9 protein-coding genes are annotated in these 17,174 nt (G+C 64.2%); 5 read left to right on the top strand and 4 right to left on the bottom strand.

Annotation, left to right across the window (positions count from 1 at the left end; genetic code table 11):
* Window positions 1–367 precede the first annotated feature (367 nt).
* Entirely contained in the window at window positions 368–2,185 is a 1,818-nt protein-coding gene (locus tag ACV7NN_RS08710) for a hypothetical protein (RefSeq protein WP_463349175.1), read from the top strand.
* 144 nt (window positions 2,186–2,329) lie between these two features.
* Window positions 2,330–3,151, top strand: coding sequence for a L,D-transpeptidase (locus ACV7NN_RS08705; RefSeq protein WP_463349174.1), 822 nt, complete (start codon window positions 2,330–2,332; stop codon window positions 3,149–3,151).
* Window positions 3,152–3,220: 69 nt separating this feature from the next.
* On the opposite strand, the gene ACV7NN_RS08700 is transcribed toward ACV7NN_RS08705, so the two are convergent.
* On the bottom strand, window positions 3,221–4,468 hold the full coding sequence (locus ACV7NN_RS08700; protein ID WP_463349173.1) for a hypothetical protein: 1,248 nt from the start codon (window positions 4,466–4,468) through the stop codon (window positions 3,221–3,223).
* A 246-nt stretch (window positions 4,469–4,714) separates the two neighbouring features.
* Between ACV7NN_RS08700 and ACV7NN_RS08695 the strand changes: the two genes are divergently transcribed.
* Window positions 4,715–5,227 (top strand): single-stranded DNA-binding protein, encoded by a 513-nt coding sequence (locus tag ACV7NN_RS08695; RefSeq protein WP_463349172.1) that lies wholly within the window; start codon window positions 4,715–4,717, stop codon window positions 5,225–5,227.
* Between the two features lie 149 nt (window positions 5,228–5,376).
* On the opposite strand, the gene ACV7NN_RS08690 is transcribed toward ACV7NN_RS08695, so the two are convergent.
* From ACV7NN_RS08690 to ACV7NN_RS08680, 3 genes are all read right to left on the bottom strand, one after another.
* Window positions 5,377–5,568, bottom strand: a complete 192-nt coding sequence (locus ACV7NN_RS08690) for a helix-turn-helix transcriptional regulator (RefSeq protein WP_463351267.1) — start codon at window positions 5,566–5,568, stop codon at window positions 5,377–5,379.
* A 363-nt stretch (window positions 5,569–5,931) separates the two neighbouring features.
* The gene (locus ACV7NN_RS08685) at window positions 5,932–6,135 is read right to left on the bottom strand and encodes a hypothetical protein (RefSeq protein ID WP_463349171.1); all 204 of its coding nucleotides are present in this window, start codon (window positions 6,133–6,135) and stop codon (window positions 5,932–5,934) included.
* Window positions 6,136–6,371: 236 nt separating this feature from the next.
* A complete protein-coding gene (locus ACV7NN_RS08680) occupies window positions 6,372–7,088 on the bottom strand; it encodes a DUF3800 domain-containing protein (RefSeq protein WP_463349170.1) in 717 nt (238 codons plus the stop codon).
* Between the two features lie 294 nt (window positions 7,089–7,382).
* Here ACV7NN_RS08680 and ACV7NN_RS08675 point away from each other — a divergent pair, with 294 nt between their 5' ends.
* Together ACV7NN_RS08675 and ACV7NN_RS08670 are read left to right on the top strand one after the other, a co-directional pair.
* The gene (locus ACV7NN_RS08675; RefSeq protein WP_463349169.1) at window positions 7,383–10,196 is read left to right on the top strand and encodes a LamG-like jellyroll fold domain-containing protein; all 2,814 of its coding nucleotides are present in this window, start codon (window positions 7,383–7,385) and stop codon (window positions 10,194–10,196) included.
* A gap of 35 nt (window positions 10,197–10,231) precedes the next feature.
* Window positions 10,232–16,606: an RHS repeat domain-containing protein gene (locus ACV7NN_RS08670; protein ID WP_463349168.1), complete on the top strand. Its 6,375-nt coding sequence runs from the start codon at window positions 10,232–10,234 to the stop codon at window positions 16,604–16,606.
* The last annotated feature ends 568 nt before the right edge of the window (window positions 16,607–17,174 follow it).

Here is a 17,174-nt window from a genome sequence, read left to right as displayed (position 1 = left end):
ATTACCGGGGCGAGGGACGTATCCAAGACGCTTTTGTATCGCGGACGCGGACGTTGGAGTGTCCCGCGCGACGCCCGGACGGGCAGTGAGCCTCGCCGCCAGACGTCGCGCGAGCCACGGCCGGAGAATCCTTTCGCGTTGCGGGACAAGAGAACGTGCGTGGATTCGATCGATCTGTCCCTCTGGATCCTTCTTCACGCAAGAGTGGGATATCGCCTGCAAACTGCGGCGAACAACTGACGGCTTCCGACGCGTATTGGGTGAACGGCGATCTCATACGTCGTGTACACGAGCCTTCGGCTAGAGCCATCCATAGCGGATCGCCGAACAGGTCGAGGGCTCAATTGAGAAACGGAAGACACACCCAATGAACCTCTTCATCCGAGGCGTCTCGAGCGCGCATCCGGCCAGACCCCGAGAGCGCAGGCGTCGACCATCCGCAACAAGGCTCATCGCCACGATTATCTGCGGATCGCTCTCCGCAGGAGCAGCTGTCGCCCTAGCGACTCCAGCGATCGCAGCTGAGCAGGGTCCCGGCTACGGCTCCTACGCCGCCGGCACCTTCAAGGGCGCCCACACGGTCAACGGCGTCCCCACCTGGTGCATCCAGCCGAGCGTTGGCTACCCGTCTGCCGCGACGGTCGATCAGGGCATCGTCGGGAATCTGGCGGGAGCGTCCGACACCGTCAAGGCCCAGCTGCACTACGCGGCTGCGATCGGGGCGAAGAACATGAACTCGCTCCCGGCCTTCAGTGGCCAACCGACGAACGTCAACATGTGGGCCGCGGCGGCCGGCTTCGTGATCCAGTACCTGAAGGATCCGGCCGGGATGATCGCGGACAACGGCAATCCTGGTTCGACGTTCGATTCACAGATCGCCTGGGCGAGGAACGCGATCGGCGCCGACTACGACACGGTATTGGCGATCTCGAAGAAGCTGCTTGCGGATGCGCAGGCGATCAAGCCGGGAGCGACCTCGCTGGTCCCGATTGTCGAGAACAACATGGACGCATCTCACAACTTCGAGGGATCGATCGTAGTTCGCAACGTTCCTGTAGGCACAGTTACGACGTTGACACTCTCGAACGCGCGATTCCTCGAGAACGGCTCGAATACCGCGACCGTTCGAGATTCCGCCACCTTGCACACGATGGGTGTCCCACCCGCGAACAGCCTCACCTATGAGGCCGGCGGCAGCTACAGCTCGACGGTGGAGGGGAACTGGATTCCTCAGGTGCATCTGTATCGCACGCCTGGCGGGCAGGACACGATTTCGGCGGTTGGCATCCCGTCTACCCTGACTGCGTCTGCGCACTTCTCCGACCCGTTTCCGCGCAATGTGCCTCAGGTCAGTTCGAAGGCTCAGGTGCTTGCCTCACCTTCGTCCGAGGCCTCGGAGACGGTAACTGTGACGGGAGAGCCCGCATGGTTCCCACGTGGGGGGATCGATGTGTCCAGCGTCGCCTATCTGATGGCGGGTGCGCAGTCGGCAACTGGTGAGGATGTCGCCGACGGAAGAAGGCTGTTCGAGACCCCGGTCTGGAACACGGCTGGCCCGGCCGACCACACCTGGACGATCCCGACTCTGGATGAGTCGGTCACTGCCGGGATGCACATTGTCTGGATTCACACGTGGGTGAACCACGACACGGGTGATGTGCTGGGCGTCTCGCGCGCGGATGACTCGGAGGAGAGTACACCGGTCGAGGAGCTCGCGGTGGTGACGACGCCACAGGTCCACGAGAGCGCGTGGGCGCAGGACCTGCTTGACGTCGATGGCTGGGTGAAGGAGGGGGACAAGGCAGTTGTGACGCTGTATGCGGTTCCGTTCGGAGAGACCCTCACATGCACCGCTGAAGACCAGGTTGGGCCGGCACTGAACCCGATCGAGCTGACCCCGGGCCTGAATCAGCACGCGATCTATCGCAGCCAGAAGACGGGCGCGCTTCTCCCCGGTATCCAGTACGGCTTCGTTGAACGGGTTTACCGCGACGGGAAGCTCTACAAGGAAGGCGGCTGCCTCGACGAGCTGTTCACGGTGGATGCCCCGCCGACACCGCCGACCCCGCCAACGCCCCCGACACCCCCGACCCCGCCGGTTCCACCCACGCCGCCGGTTCCACCCACGCCGCTGGAGCCGACGCCCCCGGCTCCAGCCGTTCGGATGCCCGTAATCGCTGGATAGAAGCACACCATTCGGGTGGGTCGGACGGATTCTGTCCGACCCGCCTCTACGTTCGGGAGAACACTTTTGACGAAACAGTCGGACAACCCAGCGAACTGGGCACGGGCGCACTGTCGGGTGCTGACAGGAATCGGAGGCTTCGTTGTGGCAGTAGTTGCCGCCATTGCCATCATGACCTCGCTGGCTTATTCCTCGAACGCGTCCGGCGAGCGATCGGTCACTGCACGAGCACCTGCACCGACGGCTGCCGCGCCCCCTGCGCTTACAGGCGAGCAGATTGCCGCGCTGCCCGCAGCGAACCACGACGCGGTGATCCCGGGCCTGCTCGATTATCGCGACACCTCTACGAGTGGCGTCGCCTACTCATATATGGCGACGGCAGACGTTCCGGTCTTCGGTACGGACTACGGTTCGGCGATCGCGCGAATCCCGGCGAAGAACTTCCTCGGTGAGCCCACAGTAATCGTTCCGGTCAAGGTGACGGCGGAGTGGGCTCTCGTGCTTACTCCGTCGCGGCAGGCGAAACCGTCGACGGTGGGCGGGGACGCGGCGGCCCAAACGGCCGGATGGGTGCCGCGGCACATGTTGAGCAAGGTGGAGAAACTTGACTCCGTTGTGCGGATCTCGGTCTCACACCAGACGCTCTCGATTGTGCGGGATACGTCCACGGTCGATTACAAGGTAGGAGTCGGCACGGATCGCACGCCGACACCGATAGGCACGACCGGATATCTCCAGGCGCGTTTCGAAGACTCGCAACAGGCCGAGCATCCGATTCTGCTCACCAGCCTCCATTCGGGTGCTGTAGATGAGCCATTTGGCGGTTCGGATGGCGGTCTCATCGGGATGCACTTCAACTCGACCAATGCGGGCGCGGTCTCGCACGGGTGCATCCGTCTTTCCGTTGCGGCCTTGGTCGCTGTGAACCAGCTCCCGCTGGGAACTCCTGTCGTCGTCACCCGCTGAAGGCTGACATGGGCGTGGAGGCTCACCCAAGAGGGGAGTAGGGCGAGCCTCCACGCGTTTCGCGCGTCGCTACTGGACGCAGTAGGAACCGGTGACTTCCCAGCCAGTCCCGGTGTCTCTGAAGTCGGCGGTGAGGTAGCGGTCATGGACCACGACGTAGCCGCCATACGATGCCCAATAGCGGTAGGTCGCAACTAGATCTGGGCGGCAGTCACTTGCATGGGTGCCCCACTCGACGAGCTTTTCGTGGCTGGGACCGGCAGGGCTGCCACCGCTCGAGCTCGGATTGCCTGCAGCGGGTTCTCCGCTACTACTTGGACGGCTGCCGCCCGAGGGCACGTCGCTGGACGATCCACCCCCGGACGAATCGCCTCCAGTATGGGATGAACTTGTGCCATAACGGTCAGGTCCGGAGCCCGCTCGCGCCCTCTCCGCAGCCTCCGCGGCAGCCTGCTGTGCCGCCGCCGCTGCGGCAGCTTCTTTGGCGACTTGTTGGTCGTGGGCAGCATGGACGGCCTGTGCTTTGGCGAGGTAATCCAGCAGAAGAGGTGCCGGCTCCGCACCTGTCTTCACTCCCTTTTGTGCTGCGGCGGCGGCGGCCGTCACGGCGTCTTTGGATGCTTGCGGGGCCTTCGGCCAGGTAGCGAGGACGGTGCGCGCCGTCACGTCGATACCGTCAACGCTCTTGGTGGTCGACGTCGCCGGCTGCCCTTCGATCATTCCGGCGAGTACGCGGTTCGTGTAGTCGAGTTGTCCAACGATCCCGGTGGCGGCTTTCGAGGTGGTCGCGTGCGCAAGCTGCTGAGCGGCGACCTCGCGGCTGAGGGCGTCTGCCGCGTGGTTGAGCTCGTCCGTTCCCGTTGACGCCGTTCCGGTCAGCACCGGCGCGGTCACGGGTTCGCCGGCGATGAACCCGGCGTACATCCGAAGCAGCTTTCCGTGGTCGGCAAGAGTGTTCCGCTGCGCAGGAGAGAGGTACCCGACGGACATGCCCTCGGCCTTCTTCACCTGTTCGGCAAGCTGGGTCACATCCTGGTGACCTTCGGCGAAGGCGACCTGCGCGTTCTGATCGGAACGATAGAAGGCCACCGCCTCGATGCGAGCGTCCTGGTAGGAGGCATCCGCGATCGTATGTTGGATGGTGACTGTCGTGAAGAATCCGGCTATCAGAAGCCCAGCCCCGAGAAAGGTCACGGCCGCCGCGGTGGGCAGCTTGTGCTTCGCGCAAAATCGGCCGGCGCGGCCAAAGGTCCCGCGAAAGATACCCGGGGTCGGTGCGGACTTGGTGGGGGGTGTGGCTGTGGGGAGGTTCGACATCGGTGTGCTCCTATCGCGTTGACGAGTGTTCCCCGGCCGGTGGACGAGTGGGCGCGGGTCGGAGCAGATTTCGGTACTGACATCGGACTATTTAGGCGTCTCCACCGGGATGTGGGCGCAATATCCCTGCGGCAGCGACCTCGTCTACGTGCCGATCTGGGGCGAAGGACTAGCGCATCCGGTCGCGTATTGGGTGAGCGCACTATCCGGTGCGTGATCGTATGAACACGAAAGGGTGGTACCGCGATGGCGGAATCACAGACCCCGCAGAAGACCGTCGTTGGCAACCTCACCCGCGACCCGCAGGTTGGCATCGACAGGAACGGGAAGCCCTACGCGCTGTTGCGTCTGGCGGAGAACACCCGAGTGCAGGACGAGCAAGGGAAGTGGGGCGACGGCCCTACCGCGTTCCACAACGTCTACATCGGCGGACAGCTCGCCGAACACGTCGGGCAAACCCTGCACAAGGGCGATCAGGCGATCGTGTCGGGTCGGGAGCACGAGGGGCGGGCGTACGAAAAGTCTGATGGAACGCTCGCGATGGGAGAACCGCAGATCCAGGCGACGGCTGTCGGAGCCGGACTCCAGTACAACGCGGCCACGATGATCAACCCGTCGAAGGCCGCCGATGAGCGTTCACCTGTGGCCGGCCCTGAATTCGGTGTAGAGTCGCCAATCCCCAACCCGGACCCGGCGCGCACCACCGAATGGCCGACCGCGATCCCGGGGCAGCCCGCTATGTCTGTGGCTCTGGCATAACTCAAGGAGCGGCCGGGCGCCTTCGCGATGCGGGGCGCTCGGCCTGACCTATCTCAAGAATTCCGCCGGTTCACGGTTCAACCTCAAGCCGGCGTGTGCAGAGCAAAGAGCTTGGGGTGTCAGAAGCGGTCGGTGTGAGAAGGTTTCGTTTAGGTATCAAGGGGGGCGAGGAGCTCGCCCAAGTCCATGCCCAAGGCTTGCGCAATCCTGTACCACGAATCAAGACGTCCGTGAGTTGTGCCGGTTTCGATCGCAATCAGCGTGCGTCGAGTAACTCCGGACCGCTCTGCGAGGGTGTCATAGGTCCATCTTCGAGAGGCTCGGAGCTTACTCAGCTCCACCCGTAACGCTTCAAAATTCGGGTCGCGAGTGGCGTAATTCACTACTCCAGTTCAGTCGCGGCGCGTTTGCCGCGCAGTGTCGAAATCTTCACTATTGTGAAGAAAGCTTCACCATGAGATCTCCGGATCTTCGACAAGAAGGGGCCCGCTTGAAGCGCGCAGTGTTCGTCCGAATCAGCAATGATGTCCGCCCAGACGCGTGCTCGAGAATCCGGTGAACGGGAGATCCAACGACGCAATATGCACCCGGAAGGTAGGCTCATGACTGATCGGCAAGCGCCAAACGAGACGACGTGCATGGGAACTTCCACTGTCTTACGTGGAATTGTCGTTGGGGAGCCTTGGTATGTCTCGGACTCGGAATCAACGCATTTCCTGCTCGCGCTTAGCGGCGCGCTCGATACCGCATCGCGGGAATTGCTTTGCCAGATCCGATGCGATGGTCGGCTCGCGGGCCAGGTTGAAGCTGCAATCCGTCACCTCGACCCAGTTCTCGTCCTTGGCGAACTGCTGACGCAAGCCCCGCGCCAGCACGAGCGGATCGCACCAATCGTTATTGCAGTCCACGCCCACACGGTTGGGCATGACCTCGCACGAACAACGATGATGCCAGTCGTATAGGGGCTGGACAAAGGAGGCCTGGATGTAGGTGAAGTGTTACGGCGGCAAGTTTTGTTAGGAGAACGAGATCGCGTTGATCCCGATCACCCGCAGTGTCGGTATGGTCGTGAGGGATCGACATTGGTCGCTACCTCGGCTAAACTGTTCAGGCAGGCTCGCCCCACTCTCGTGGATTGGCGGGCCTAGCTGTTTAACTTCCAGGGTTCACTCTTTGGTGCTTTCTTCGCCAGATAGTCTTCGTACCAGTACCAGGCGAACTCGTTGCCGGCGTGGGCACTGACATGGGCGTGAGCGGCATATGCCACCAGATCGGCCATCTGCATCCACTGAGATCGCTTCGAGTCGTGGAACATTGGGTCTTCGATGATGCGCCTAGTGTCCAGCGGGAGGGCCCGGTGTGCACGAAAGTACGAAGGGTCGGAGCCGTCGCCGTCCATGCTGACGAAGGCGAAGTCGCCAGCGTTGCGGTGCTCCTGGTCCCACGCCGCCACCAGCGCCGCGTACATACGGCCACGCTCCTCGAAGTATTCGCTCCCGCGCAGATCGGTGCGTTCCCAAACGGCCCCGACTCGTATGTACGGACAGTCGCGGATTTCTTCGAGGCAGCGAATCGCGACGGCGCGGCCGAGATCCTTCCAGTAAGTGATCCCATGATGGACAAAGCGATCAGGCGGATTGGTCGAGATCCTCGATCGCCCGAATACGAAATCAGTCGCGTGGAGTTCCTGAGCCGGCGGGATTGAGAATTCGCGCCACAGCTCCTTGCGCAACTCAAGCCAAGTCCGCAATGCCAGCGCCCACTCCGCGGGCGAGCACTCCACCCAGCCGTAAACGATCCATCCGCGCTTGGTGTCGCCAGAGTCATCCACGTAGATGAGCCGAGAGAGCGCGTCCGTCACCCGCCTAATGTACTAGGCCGCTAACGAGGCGGCCTTGCCGCCCGCATGGCGCAGCGGCTCCGCAAATGTCCGCGAATTCGCTCCGCTCCAACACGACCGGCATGCATGCGGTTTACCCCAATACAGGGGGCATTCCGGAAAATCCACGATTTACATCTTTCATGCCTGCAATGTTTGCCGATACCTTCAGTCCTGCCGCCTCGTGTGTAGGCAGTTTCTAGGGGGTTTCATGCGTCCCGTTGCTTCAATCCACTCCTTCCGCGCCATAGGGCAGGGCTGTTCAGGATTCGCCGCGTGACCGGCAGGACTCGGCTGCGGCCGGTGACCGCCGCCACCGTGGTCGGGGTACTGCTGACCGCAGGCTTGGCCTCCGCCGCCGGCACGGCAACAGGAGCGACCGCTGCGACATCGAGCACACCCCTGGCGGATGTGACACACACCAGCGATCCGGCGACCGCGTCAGCAGTCGCCGCCCAGTACGGTCACCCGGTCGCGATCGACTCACAAACCGACCAGCTGTCGCAGGTGTCCGCGCAACCGGACGGGTCGATGGAGTTGCAAGCGTCCTCGGTCCCGGTCCGGGTCCAGAACGGCACCAGCTGGGTGCCCGTGGACGTGACCCTCCACACCGGCACCGATGGCATGCTCACCCCCACGACAGCGGCGGCACCGGTGGAGTTCTCCGCCGGCGGCAGCGACCTGATGGCGAAGGTGCAGACCACCGGCGCCAAGTGGGTGTCGGAGACCTGGCCGGGTGGAACCTTGCCGTCCCCGACCGTGGCGGGGGCGACCGCCACCTACCGGGAGGTGTACCCCGGGGTCGACCTGCAGTTGACCGCGACCGCAGCTGGAATGTCAGAAGTGCTTGTGGTGAAAACTGCTGCCGCGGCCGCGAATCCGAACCTGAAAACCGTCCAGCTCGGGATCAGCGGCGCATCGGTGACCGCGAACGCGACGAAACAGGTCACAGCAACCGCGACGGACGGGTCAGCTGTCACGTCGGCATCGCCGACCTGGTGGGACTCGACCGGGGCCGGCTCTGACGGGCAAGGCCCATCCGGTGGGTCCGAAGTGCGACCACTCCCGTTCAGCACCTCCGCGAGCTCGGTGACGTTGAACGTCAGCGCTGCAGCTACCACAGCAGGCGTGACCTATCCCATCTTTGTGGATCCGGAGTGGCAGCCGGGCGCGAACGCGTACTGGTTCACCGACCGGGCGTACCCGGACCAGTCCTACCTGAATGGGAACCAGGCCGGTGGGATCCAGTCGGTTGGCAACGGCGGCGGCTACTTGTCGCGGGCGTTCTGGCAGTTCCCGACCAGCGGATTGGCCAACAAGGTCATCATCACCTCCCGGTTCGATGTGACCGAGTTGTGGTCGAACACGTGCACCGCGAAACCGATCCAGGCGTGGCGGTATGGGCCGGCAACCCCCGGGTTCACCTGGAACACCGACCCCAACCTGTGGCAGCACCTCGACGACACGCTCTCCCTCGCCGACGGCAGCAGTTGTGCGGGGGCGAAGCTGGAGGGGTTCAACACCGGCCAGTCGGCGGTGTGGGCGGCAGCGAACAGTGCCAGCGTGGTCCAGATCGGGTTACGCGCTCAGGACGAGTCCGACACGTTGACCCGCCGGCATTTCAGCCAGGCAGCAACGTTCTATGTGAAGTACGACACGAAACCGTCCGCGCCGGTCCTGCTCGGGTTCGACACCCCGAAACGCGGTTGCGGGACGCAAGCGAACCCGGCGTGGATCAACGACAGCACGACCGGGTTGGTCCCGGTCGCGTCGACCGCCGACCCGGATACCGGTGCTCTGTTGGTCACGACCTTCCACACCATGTACGGGTCACCGTTGGTGACCTATTCCAACCGGATGTCACTGAACGAGGCACCCGGCGCAACCATTTACACGGACCCTGCGCACGAGTGGGTGGCCAATGATTTCCGGGACAACGTCCCGTATTCGATGTGGGTGGACTCGAACGACGGGTGGGGCACATCGCCGCCGTCGAACACCTGCTATTTCCGGGCCGACAACATCGCCCCGGACCAGCCGACCGCCGTCGCCGCCCCGGGACCATACACGGTCGGGTCACCGATCACGGTCACCGCCACCGCAGCCTCGACGTCCCCGGACACGGCGGCGTTCGAGTATTGGTGGTTCGGCTCATCAATACCGCCGGTGCCAGCGGCGACCGCGTCGTCGTTGACTGGGCTGCCCTGTAACAGCACGACTCCGGTGGTGAACACGGCGACCGCATCGTTCAGTTGCCAGGTCAGCTCGAGGACGGCCACCCTGACGGTGGCGCCACCGGACAACAACACCGCTTTGACCTTGTATGTGGCCGCGTTGGACGCCGCCGGGAACGTATCGACCAAGGTTGCCCAGGTCCCGATCACTGCCGGCGAGTCGCCGACGGTGAACTATCAGAACGGTCACACCTGGCTCACCGACACCGCCGGCGTCCAGTTGACCGGGGGACAGACGGTCACCGACACTAATGCCAACCAGTTGCCGTTGACGATCGGCACCGGCCGGACCACCGCCGCACCATTACGGTCGGTGCCGACCAGTTTCACCGACCCGAAGGGCAGCCCCCTGGACTTCACTGCCCCACCCGGGGCCGCGGACACGACCGCCACGTCGGCGACCGGGTCGGGAAGTTTCTCGATCGGTGCCCGGCTCTACCCGACGACCACGACCGGGATCCAAACCGCCCTGTCGCAGTCCGGGCCGGCCGGGTCGGTGGTCACACTGAGCCAGAACAGCGGCAGTTGGGAGTTCTGTGTCACCAGCGGGACAACGAAAACCTGTGCCACCAAGGCGGGCATCAGCACCCAACAGTGGGTACTCGTCACGGGGATCTGGGATGCGGTCGCCCACCAGCTCCGGCTAGTTGTCGGAGCCACGGCCACCGCTCCCGCGGTCAACACTGTGGCCAGCATCCCGTCCCTGGCGGGTCCGTTCGTGGTCGGTGCCGCCCGGCAGACGGCAACCACCGACTATCAAGCCTGGACCGGCCAGATCAGCGATCCGTTCGATTTCCCCGGTGTGATCGACAGCGACCAGCTCAGCGAGCTCGCCCAATCCAACCCGCTCACCTGACAACCCCACCCGCGGATCCAAAAAGGGACATCGTGATGGCTAAAACACGCTTCCAGCTGCGCAAACTGACGATCGTAGTGGCGGTGATCACGGTCGGGACGCTCGGACTCACCGGGTTCACCCCACCCCCCGCCCCGCCCTCGAAAGCGTCAACGGTGCCCGTCAACCGCGGACCGAAAGTGCCCGGCCACCACGCCACACCGACCGCCGCCCGCCCGATCCCCGCCAGCAACCGATCCGCGGCACCTGCCACCAGCAGTCTCCCCAGCCCCGGCGACTTCGACACCAGCACCCCACTCACCGGGACCCTGACCACGCTGCCCTCCCACGGCGGTGGCGGTTTGAAACGTGGGCCATGGCAGAACCTCGGCAACACCGGTCTCGCCGTCGCTGCCACCACCCCAAGCACCGCGCCCGCGAAGCGGACCAAGGGCAGCATTTCGAGCACGGTCGGCTCGGTGAAGGCCAGCATCCTCAGCCAGGCGGACGCCAAGAAGTTCGGTCTGAAAGGCCTCGTCGTCGAGCTGTCCCGCACGGACAACTCCACCGTCGCCGCCCCGGTGGCCGTGCGGATTCCGACCAACATGTTGAACAGCCTCTACGGCGCCGATTACGCCTCCCGGCTGCACTGGGTCCAGGTCGATGGCAGTACCCCACCCGCAGCGACAGGGTCGACGACGTCGGCCCCGTCTGCGGCCGGGCTGTCGGTGGCGCCGGCCTCCTATGTGACAAAGCGGTCCAGTTTGAGCACGCAGAAGAAGTCGGTCTCGTCCCCGGTCGCTCAGCGGGTGCCGTCGACCGCAGACTCGTCCAGCACGATCGTCGCCACCCCGATGCTCAGTGCGCAGCCGATGCTGCTGGCAGCCACTGCGGGCCCGATCTCTTCCACCGGTACCGGGTCGTTCACCGCGACGCCGTTGAAACCGTCCTCGACCTGGGATGTGTCTGCGCAGACCGGTGACTTCACCTGGGCGTACCCGTTCCGGGTTCCACCGGCCGCCGCTGGCCCCGCCCCGTCCGTGGCGGTGAACTATGACTCGCAGTCCATTGATGGGGAGACCGGGGCGACGAACAACCAGACCTCCGCGATCGGTGACGGCTGGAACCTGTCCGGTGCCGGGTTCATCGAACGCTCCTACGTGTCTTGCGCCGCCGACACGGTCCCGGTCACCACCTCCGGTGACTTGTGCTGGAAGACCGACAACGCCTCTATCTCCTTCGCCGGCCACTCCGGCCAACTCGTCAAAGATTCGACCAGCGGTGCGTGGAAGCTGCAGAACGACGACGGCACCAAATTCGAACACCTCGTCGGCACCACTGCAGGATGCGCCGCGAACGGCACCTACGACACCGACTGCTGGAAGATGACCACCCGGGATGGCACCCAATACTTTTTCGGGAAGAACCAGCTACCCGGCTGGGCCACCGGCAAACCCACCACCAATTCGACCTGGACCGTCCCGGTGTTCGGCAACGACACCGGCGAGCCCTGCCACTCAACGACGTTCGCGGCGTCGTCGTGTGTGCAGGCGTGGCGGTGGAACCTCGACTACGTCGTTGACGTGCACGGCAACGCGGAAGCGTTCTATTACAACGCGCAAACCAACATCTATTCGAAGAACAAAACCACTGCGACCGCCTACACCCGTGGCGGGGAGCTCGAACACATCGACTACGGGTTCACCACCGGCAACGCCTACGCCACCAACGCCGCGTCCGGGAAGGTCGTCTTCGGTTACGACGCCTACGGCCGCTGCAACGACACCACGCACGTGAACTGCACGGCGGAACCGGCATCCGGATATGCGACAGCCCCCGCGCATCCGACCTACTACCCGGATGTCCCGTTCGACCAGAACTGCACCAGTGGGACGTGCACGGCGTTCGTGTCACCGACCTTCTGGACCACCAGCATGCTGTCCACCGTCACCACCAAAGCGCTGGTCGCCGGGGCGTATTCGAATGTGGACGTGTGGACGCTCGGGCATTCGTTCCCACCGACGGGGGAGACCGCGAACCCCGCCCTGTGGTTGACCCAGATTTCGCACACCGGCTACAACGGGGCGGCGTCATTGACCGAGCCGGTTACCACCTTCGGCGGGGCGACCATGGACAACCGGGTCCTCACCACCGGCAGCGGGCTGTCCCCACTGGCCCGGTACAGGATCACGGCGCTACACACAGGGTTGGGGGCGGCCATCTCGGTCAACTATTCGGTCCCGGAGTGCGTGCCGGCCGACGTAGCCACGATCAATGCGGCACCGCAGTCGAACACGAAACGGTGTTTCCCCCAGTTGTGGACTCCCCAGGTCACCCCACCACAGGCACCCGAACAGGACCTGTTCCACAAATACGTGGTCACCAGCGTGGTTTCCAACCCGACCACGGGGAACGCCATGGACGCCACCCAGGAAACTGATTACGTCTACACCGGGCTGCCGGCCTGGCGGTACAACACCTCCCCGCTGGTGCCGGACAACGCCCGCACCTGGAATGTGTTCGCCGGCTACAACAAGATCGAAATCCGGGTCGGCGACCACAACAGCCCCGCCTTGCAGCAGACCACCGACTACACCTTCTACCAAGGCCTCGACGGCGACCGGGCCGCCCCCTCCGGCGGCACCAAAACAGTCAGTGTCACCGGGTCGCCCGGGGTGCCGGACTCGCTCTGGTTCGCCGGCCGCACCCGCGAAGCGAAAAACCTGAACGGGGTCGCTGGGGCCATGGTCAGTGACACGGTCACCACCCCGTGGGCTTCAGCGGTCACCGCGAACAACGGCACGATCACCGCTAGGCTCACCGGCGACGCTGATGTGCTGACCACCGAACCGGTCTCCACCGGCGGCAACCGCACCACCCACACCGTCACCACCTTTGACCCCGCCACCGGTCTGCCCACCCAGGTCAACGTTGCCCCGTCCGATGCCCCGCACACGTGCACCACCACCAGCTACCTCAACAACACTGCTGTCGGGATCATTGGCGCCCCCTATGAGATCAAAAAGGTGGGGGTGGACTGCGCCAACCTGGCGTCCGCGTCGTACCCGGCGGATCTGATCAGTGACACGAAAACCGCGTACGACACGTTCGCGTTCGGCACCATCCCGATCAAGGGCGACCCGACCGAGACCGACACCGTCAACGGGTACGTGTCCGGTGCGGCGACCTGGGCGAAAACCGCCCGAACCGGCTACGACATCATGGGTCGCCCGCTGGTGGTCACCGATGTCCTCGGCCACACCACCACCACCGCCTACACCCCGCCCGCAGGAGCTACCGCCGGGTCCGGGGCGACCACGGCGATCACGGTGACGAACACCGCCCCGTTCAGCTGGCCGGTCGTAACCGTGTATGACCCGCGCTGGGAGGTCGAAACGAAAGTCACCGATCAAAACAACAAGGTGACCACCGCCACCTACGACGCGTTAGGTCGGCGGGTCGGGGTGTGGTTGACCGACCGCGCCCAAGCCTCCTTCCCGTCCGCACCGTCGATCGGGTACGCGTACACGCTGTCGAAAACGGCACCGAACACGATTGCGACCACCACCCTCGGCGCGAACAACACCGTCACCTCCTACCAACTGTTCGACGGGCTCGGCCTGCCCATCCAAACCCAGTCCCCGTCCGGCGCCGGCGGCATGTTCGCCGCCGACACCATGCGCGACTCCGCCGGCCGAGTTCGGCTCACGAACAGCGCGTATTGGACCACCGCGTCCGCCCCGTCAGCGACCCTGTTCCTGCCGTCCAGCGAATCCGCGATCCCCGACGAAACCACCACCAGCTACGACGGTGCCGGCCGCCCCACCACCAGCACCGTCTACTCCCTCGGCGTGCAAAAGTCCGTCACCAGCAACAGCTACACCGGCGTCGACCGGGTCGACACCACCCCACCCGCTGGCGGCACCCCCACCACCACGATCAGCAACAGTCTCGGCGAGCAAACACAGCTCACCCAATACTTGAACTCCACCCCCACCGGCGCTTCCTTCGAAACCACCAACTACACCTACGACGTGCAGGGGCAGATGGCGTCCATGGTCGACCCCGCCGGCAACCACTGGACCTGGTCCTACGACGTGTTAGGCCACCAAACCACGGCGGTCGACCCCGACACCGGCACCACTACCAGCACCTACGACGACGCCGGCAACCTCCTCACCTCGACCGACGCGCGTGGGGTCACCCTCGCCTACACCTACGACGCCCTCAACCGGAAAACCAGCCAGCACACCACCAGCCCAACCGGGCCGATCCTCGCCGCCTGGACCTACGACGCCGCGGCGAAAGGGCAACCGGCCGCGTCGACCAGTTACGTCGGCTCCACCGCCAGCACCCCCGGTGCCGCCTACACCGCCACGGTGACCGGGTACGACGGCGGCTACCGACCCACCGGAACCACCATCAGCATTCCCGCCGGGGCTCCCGCGTTCGCCGGCACCTCCTACACAACCGGGCTGCAGTACTACCAGAACGGTGCCCTCGGCGATGCGTCCTACCCGGCCGAAGGGAACCTGCCCGCCGAAGACGTCATCACCCAATACAACGTCGTCGGCCTCGCCTCCAGCCTCTCCGCCACCGCCAACATCGTCACCGGCGTCTCCTACACCGGCATCAACCAAATCGCCCAAATCCACCGCACCGGCACCAACACCGCCGACAGTAGCTACCAATACGACCCCGCCACCGGCGCCCCCACCGACATCAAAGACACCACCGGCACCGGCAGCACAACCACCACCCAAGCCGACCGCGCCTACACCCACAACCCCGCCGGCGACACCACCGCTATCGCCACCACCGGGGCTGCCGGGGCCGACAACCAATGCTTCAGCTACGACTACCTGCACGATCTCACCCAAGCCTGGACCCCCACCACCACCAACTGCACCACCGCACCATCCGCAGCGACCATCGGGGGAGCGGCCCCGTACTGGACCGACTACTCCATCGACGCCGCCACCGGCAACCGTACCCAGGTCACCCACAACGACACCACAGGCACCGGGACATCGACGACGGACACCTACGCCTACCCGGCCGCCGGGGCTGCGAACCCGCACGCCGTCCAAACCGTCACCCACACCGCCGGCAGCGGATCCACTGACAGTTACGGGTACGACGCCGCCGGGAACACAACCACCCGTCCCGGGCAAACCCTCACCTACGACCCCAACGGGAAACTCTCCACCGTCACCGCCGGCGGGGTCACCCAAACCAACATCTACGACGCCTCCGGCAACCTGCTCCTCCAGTCGGATCCCACCAACGGATCCACCCTGTACCTGGGCGACACCGAACTCCACGTCGCCGCAGGGAGCAGCACCGTCACCGGAACCCGCACTTACAGCGTCAACGGCATCCCCGCCGCCGAACGCAACGGCACAACTCTCACGTGGTTGGGTGTCGACGCGAACCACACCGGCGACATCAACGTCAACAACACCACCGGTACCGTCACCCGCCGCTACGCCGACCCCTACGGTAACACCCGCGGCACACCCGCCACCTGGTCCAGCGACCACGGGTATTTGAACGCCCCCACCTCCACCCTCTCCGGGCTCACCCAGTTAGGGGCGCGCGCCTACGACCCCACCCTCGGCAAATTCTTGTCCGTCGATGGCGTTCTCGCCCCGGCGAACCCGCAACAGAACAACGGATACGCCTACGCGACGAACAACCCAGTTACTCTGGCGGACCCATCCGGCAATGAACCAACTGACCCAACCTGCAAGACCGTTGCGTGCCGAGACGCTTACTATGGAGCCACGCCTCCAGCAACCGCACCCGCGCCCGCGTCCGCGGGAAATCCCGGAGGCGGAGGCAAGGGCTCCAATCCGAAGATTGACCCACCGCTTTCCTACCTTCACCCGAAATGCACTCAGAACGGTTGCGGTATTCCCAGTAGCCAACTCAAGGGTCTCATTGCGACCCCTGGCGCCAAACCGTTTGTCGTTCAGTCAACTGGGTTGTGCGCATCCGGTTCGTTCACTGTCATGGTCGGTGTCGGGCTCTCATACTGCGGTATGAGATACCCCGACGGCCATGTTTCACCGGCGCTGGTGGGTTCGTTAAGCGCCGGAATCGGAGCCGGCTCGGTCTTCAGTCTTACCGGGGTTACGAGCAGCGCAAAGTCGGAGAGTCAGGTTCAGGGGATTAGCTGGAACACGGTCGAAGACTTCGGGTCTGGGGCAGGCGTCGAGACGACCCAGACTCTCGGAGGAGGCGGGTCGGCTGGGGTCGAGGTCGGCGCAAAAGCGTTCGTTGGTGAGCAAGTAAGCTTCACTATTGCCGGAAGGGACGTGGCGGTGGGTCCGCAACTGGGATACAGAATCACCGGCGGACAGATCGTTCCCAGCGGCAGCGGATTTGATTACAATAACGGCTACGGGTCGACAATCGGATGGCGATGAGGTGCGTTCACATGGAAGAGCGCGAACAGTCGTCAAGGGGCTGTGATTCTTAGGATGACGATATTTCCCGACACGATCCTCGTAATCGCGTTTCCTGCAACGATAGTTTTCGGCATCATTCTCATTGCTGGCAAGAATCGAATTCGGCTCAAGCTTCGATATAGCGGACAACCATGGGCCGAGAAGCCAAGGCTCATGAGACCGACCGAGTTACTGCTCGTAGGAGTCGCATTGATCATCGTTGGGTGTATCGGCACAATCACCCTTTTTATGAAACTCTTATCTCAATGAGTCGATCGCACCGGCCAATCGAGCCTAGTGATGAGGATGCTCAGTGGTTCGGCTGGGATAGCGGAGACGCGGGAACGCCCGAGGAGACCACGCCAAATTCACCTCGGACCGTTCCGCCGTGGCGCGCCGTAAGTGACGGACGAAGGGCGCTGTCCTTAGCTCTCGGCGTTGTCGTTGCCTCGTCGATCATGTCGGCACTCGTCGGCCTGTTTGGGACCAGGTCTCATCTCAGTTCCGTCTCCACCCTGGAACATGGTTGGTGGTTTGTGGGCGTCTT

Source organism: Leifsonia sp. Ger2509 (genome assembly GCF_055231915.1).
This window is presented reverse-complemented; position numbering and strand designations above follow the sequence as displayed.

What these genes read in the sequence shown, in the direction of transcription:
- ACV7NN_RS08695 (WP_463349172.1), top strand. Translation starts at nt 4,715, where the DNA reads ATGGCGGAATCACAGACCCCGCAGAAGACCGTCGTTGGCAACCTCACC.
- ACV7NN_RS08710 (WP_463349175.1), top strand. Translation starts at nt 368, where the DNA reads ATGAACCTCTTCATCCGAGGCGTCTCGAGCGCGCATCCGGCCAGACCC.
- ACV7NN_RS08670 (WP_463349168.1), top strand. Translation starts at nt 10,232, where the DNA reads ATGGCTAAAACACGCTTCCAGCTGCGCAAACTGACGATCGTAGTGGCG.
- ACV7NN_RS08700 (WP_463349173.1), bottom strand. Translation starts at nt 4,468, where the DNA reads ATGTCGAACCTCCCCACAGCCACACCCCCCACCAAGTCCGCACCGACC.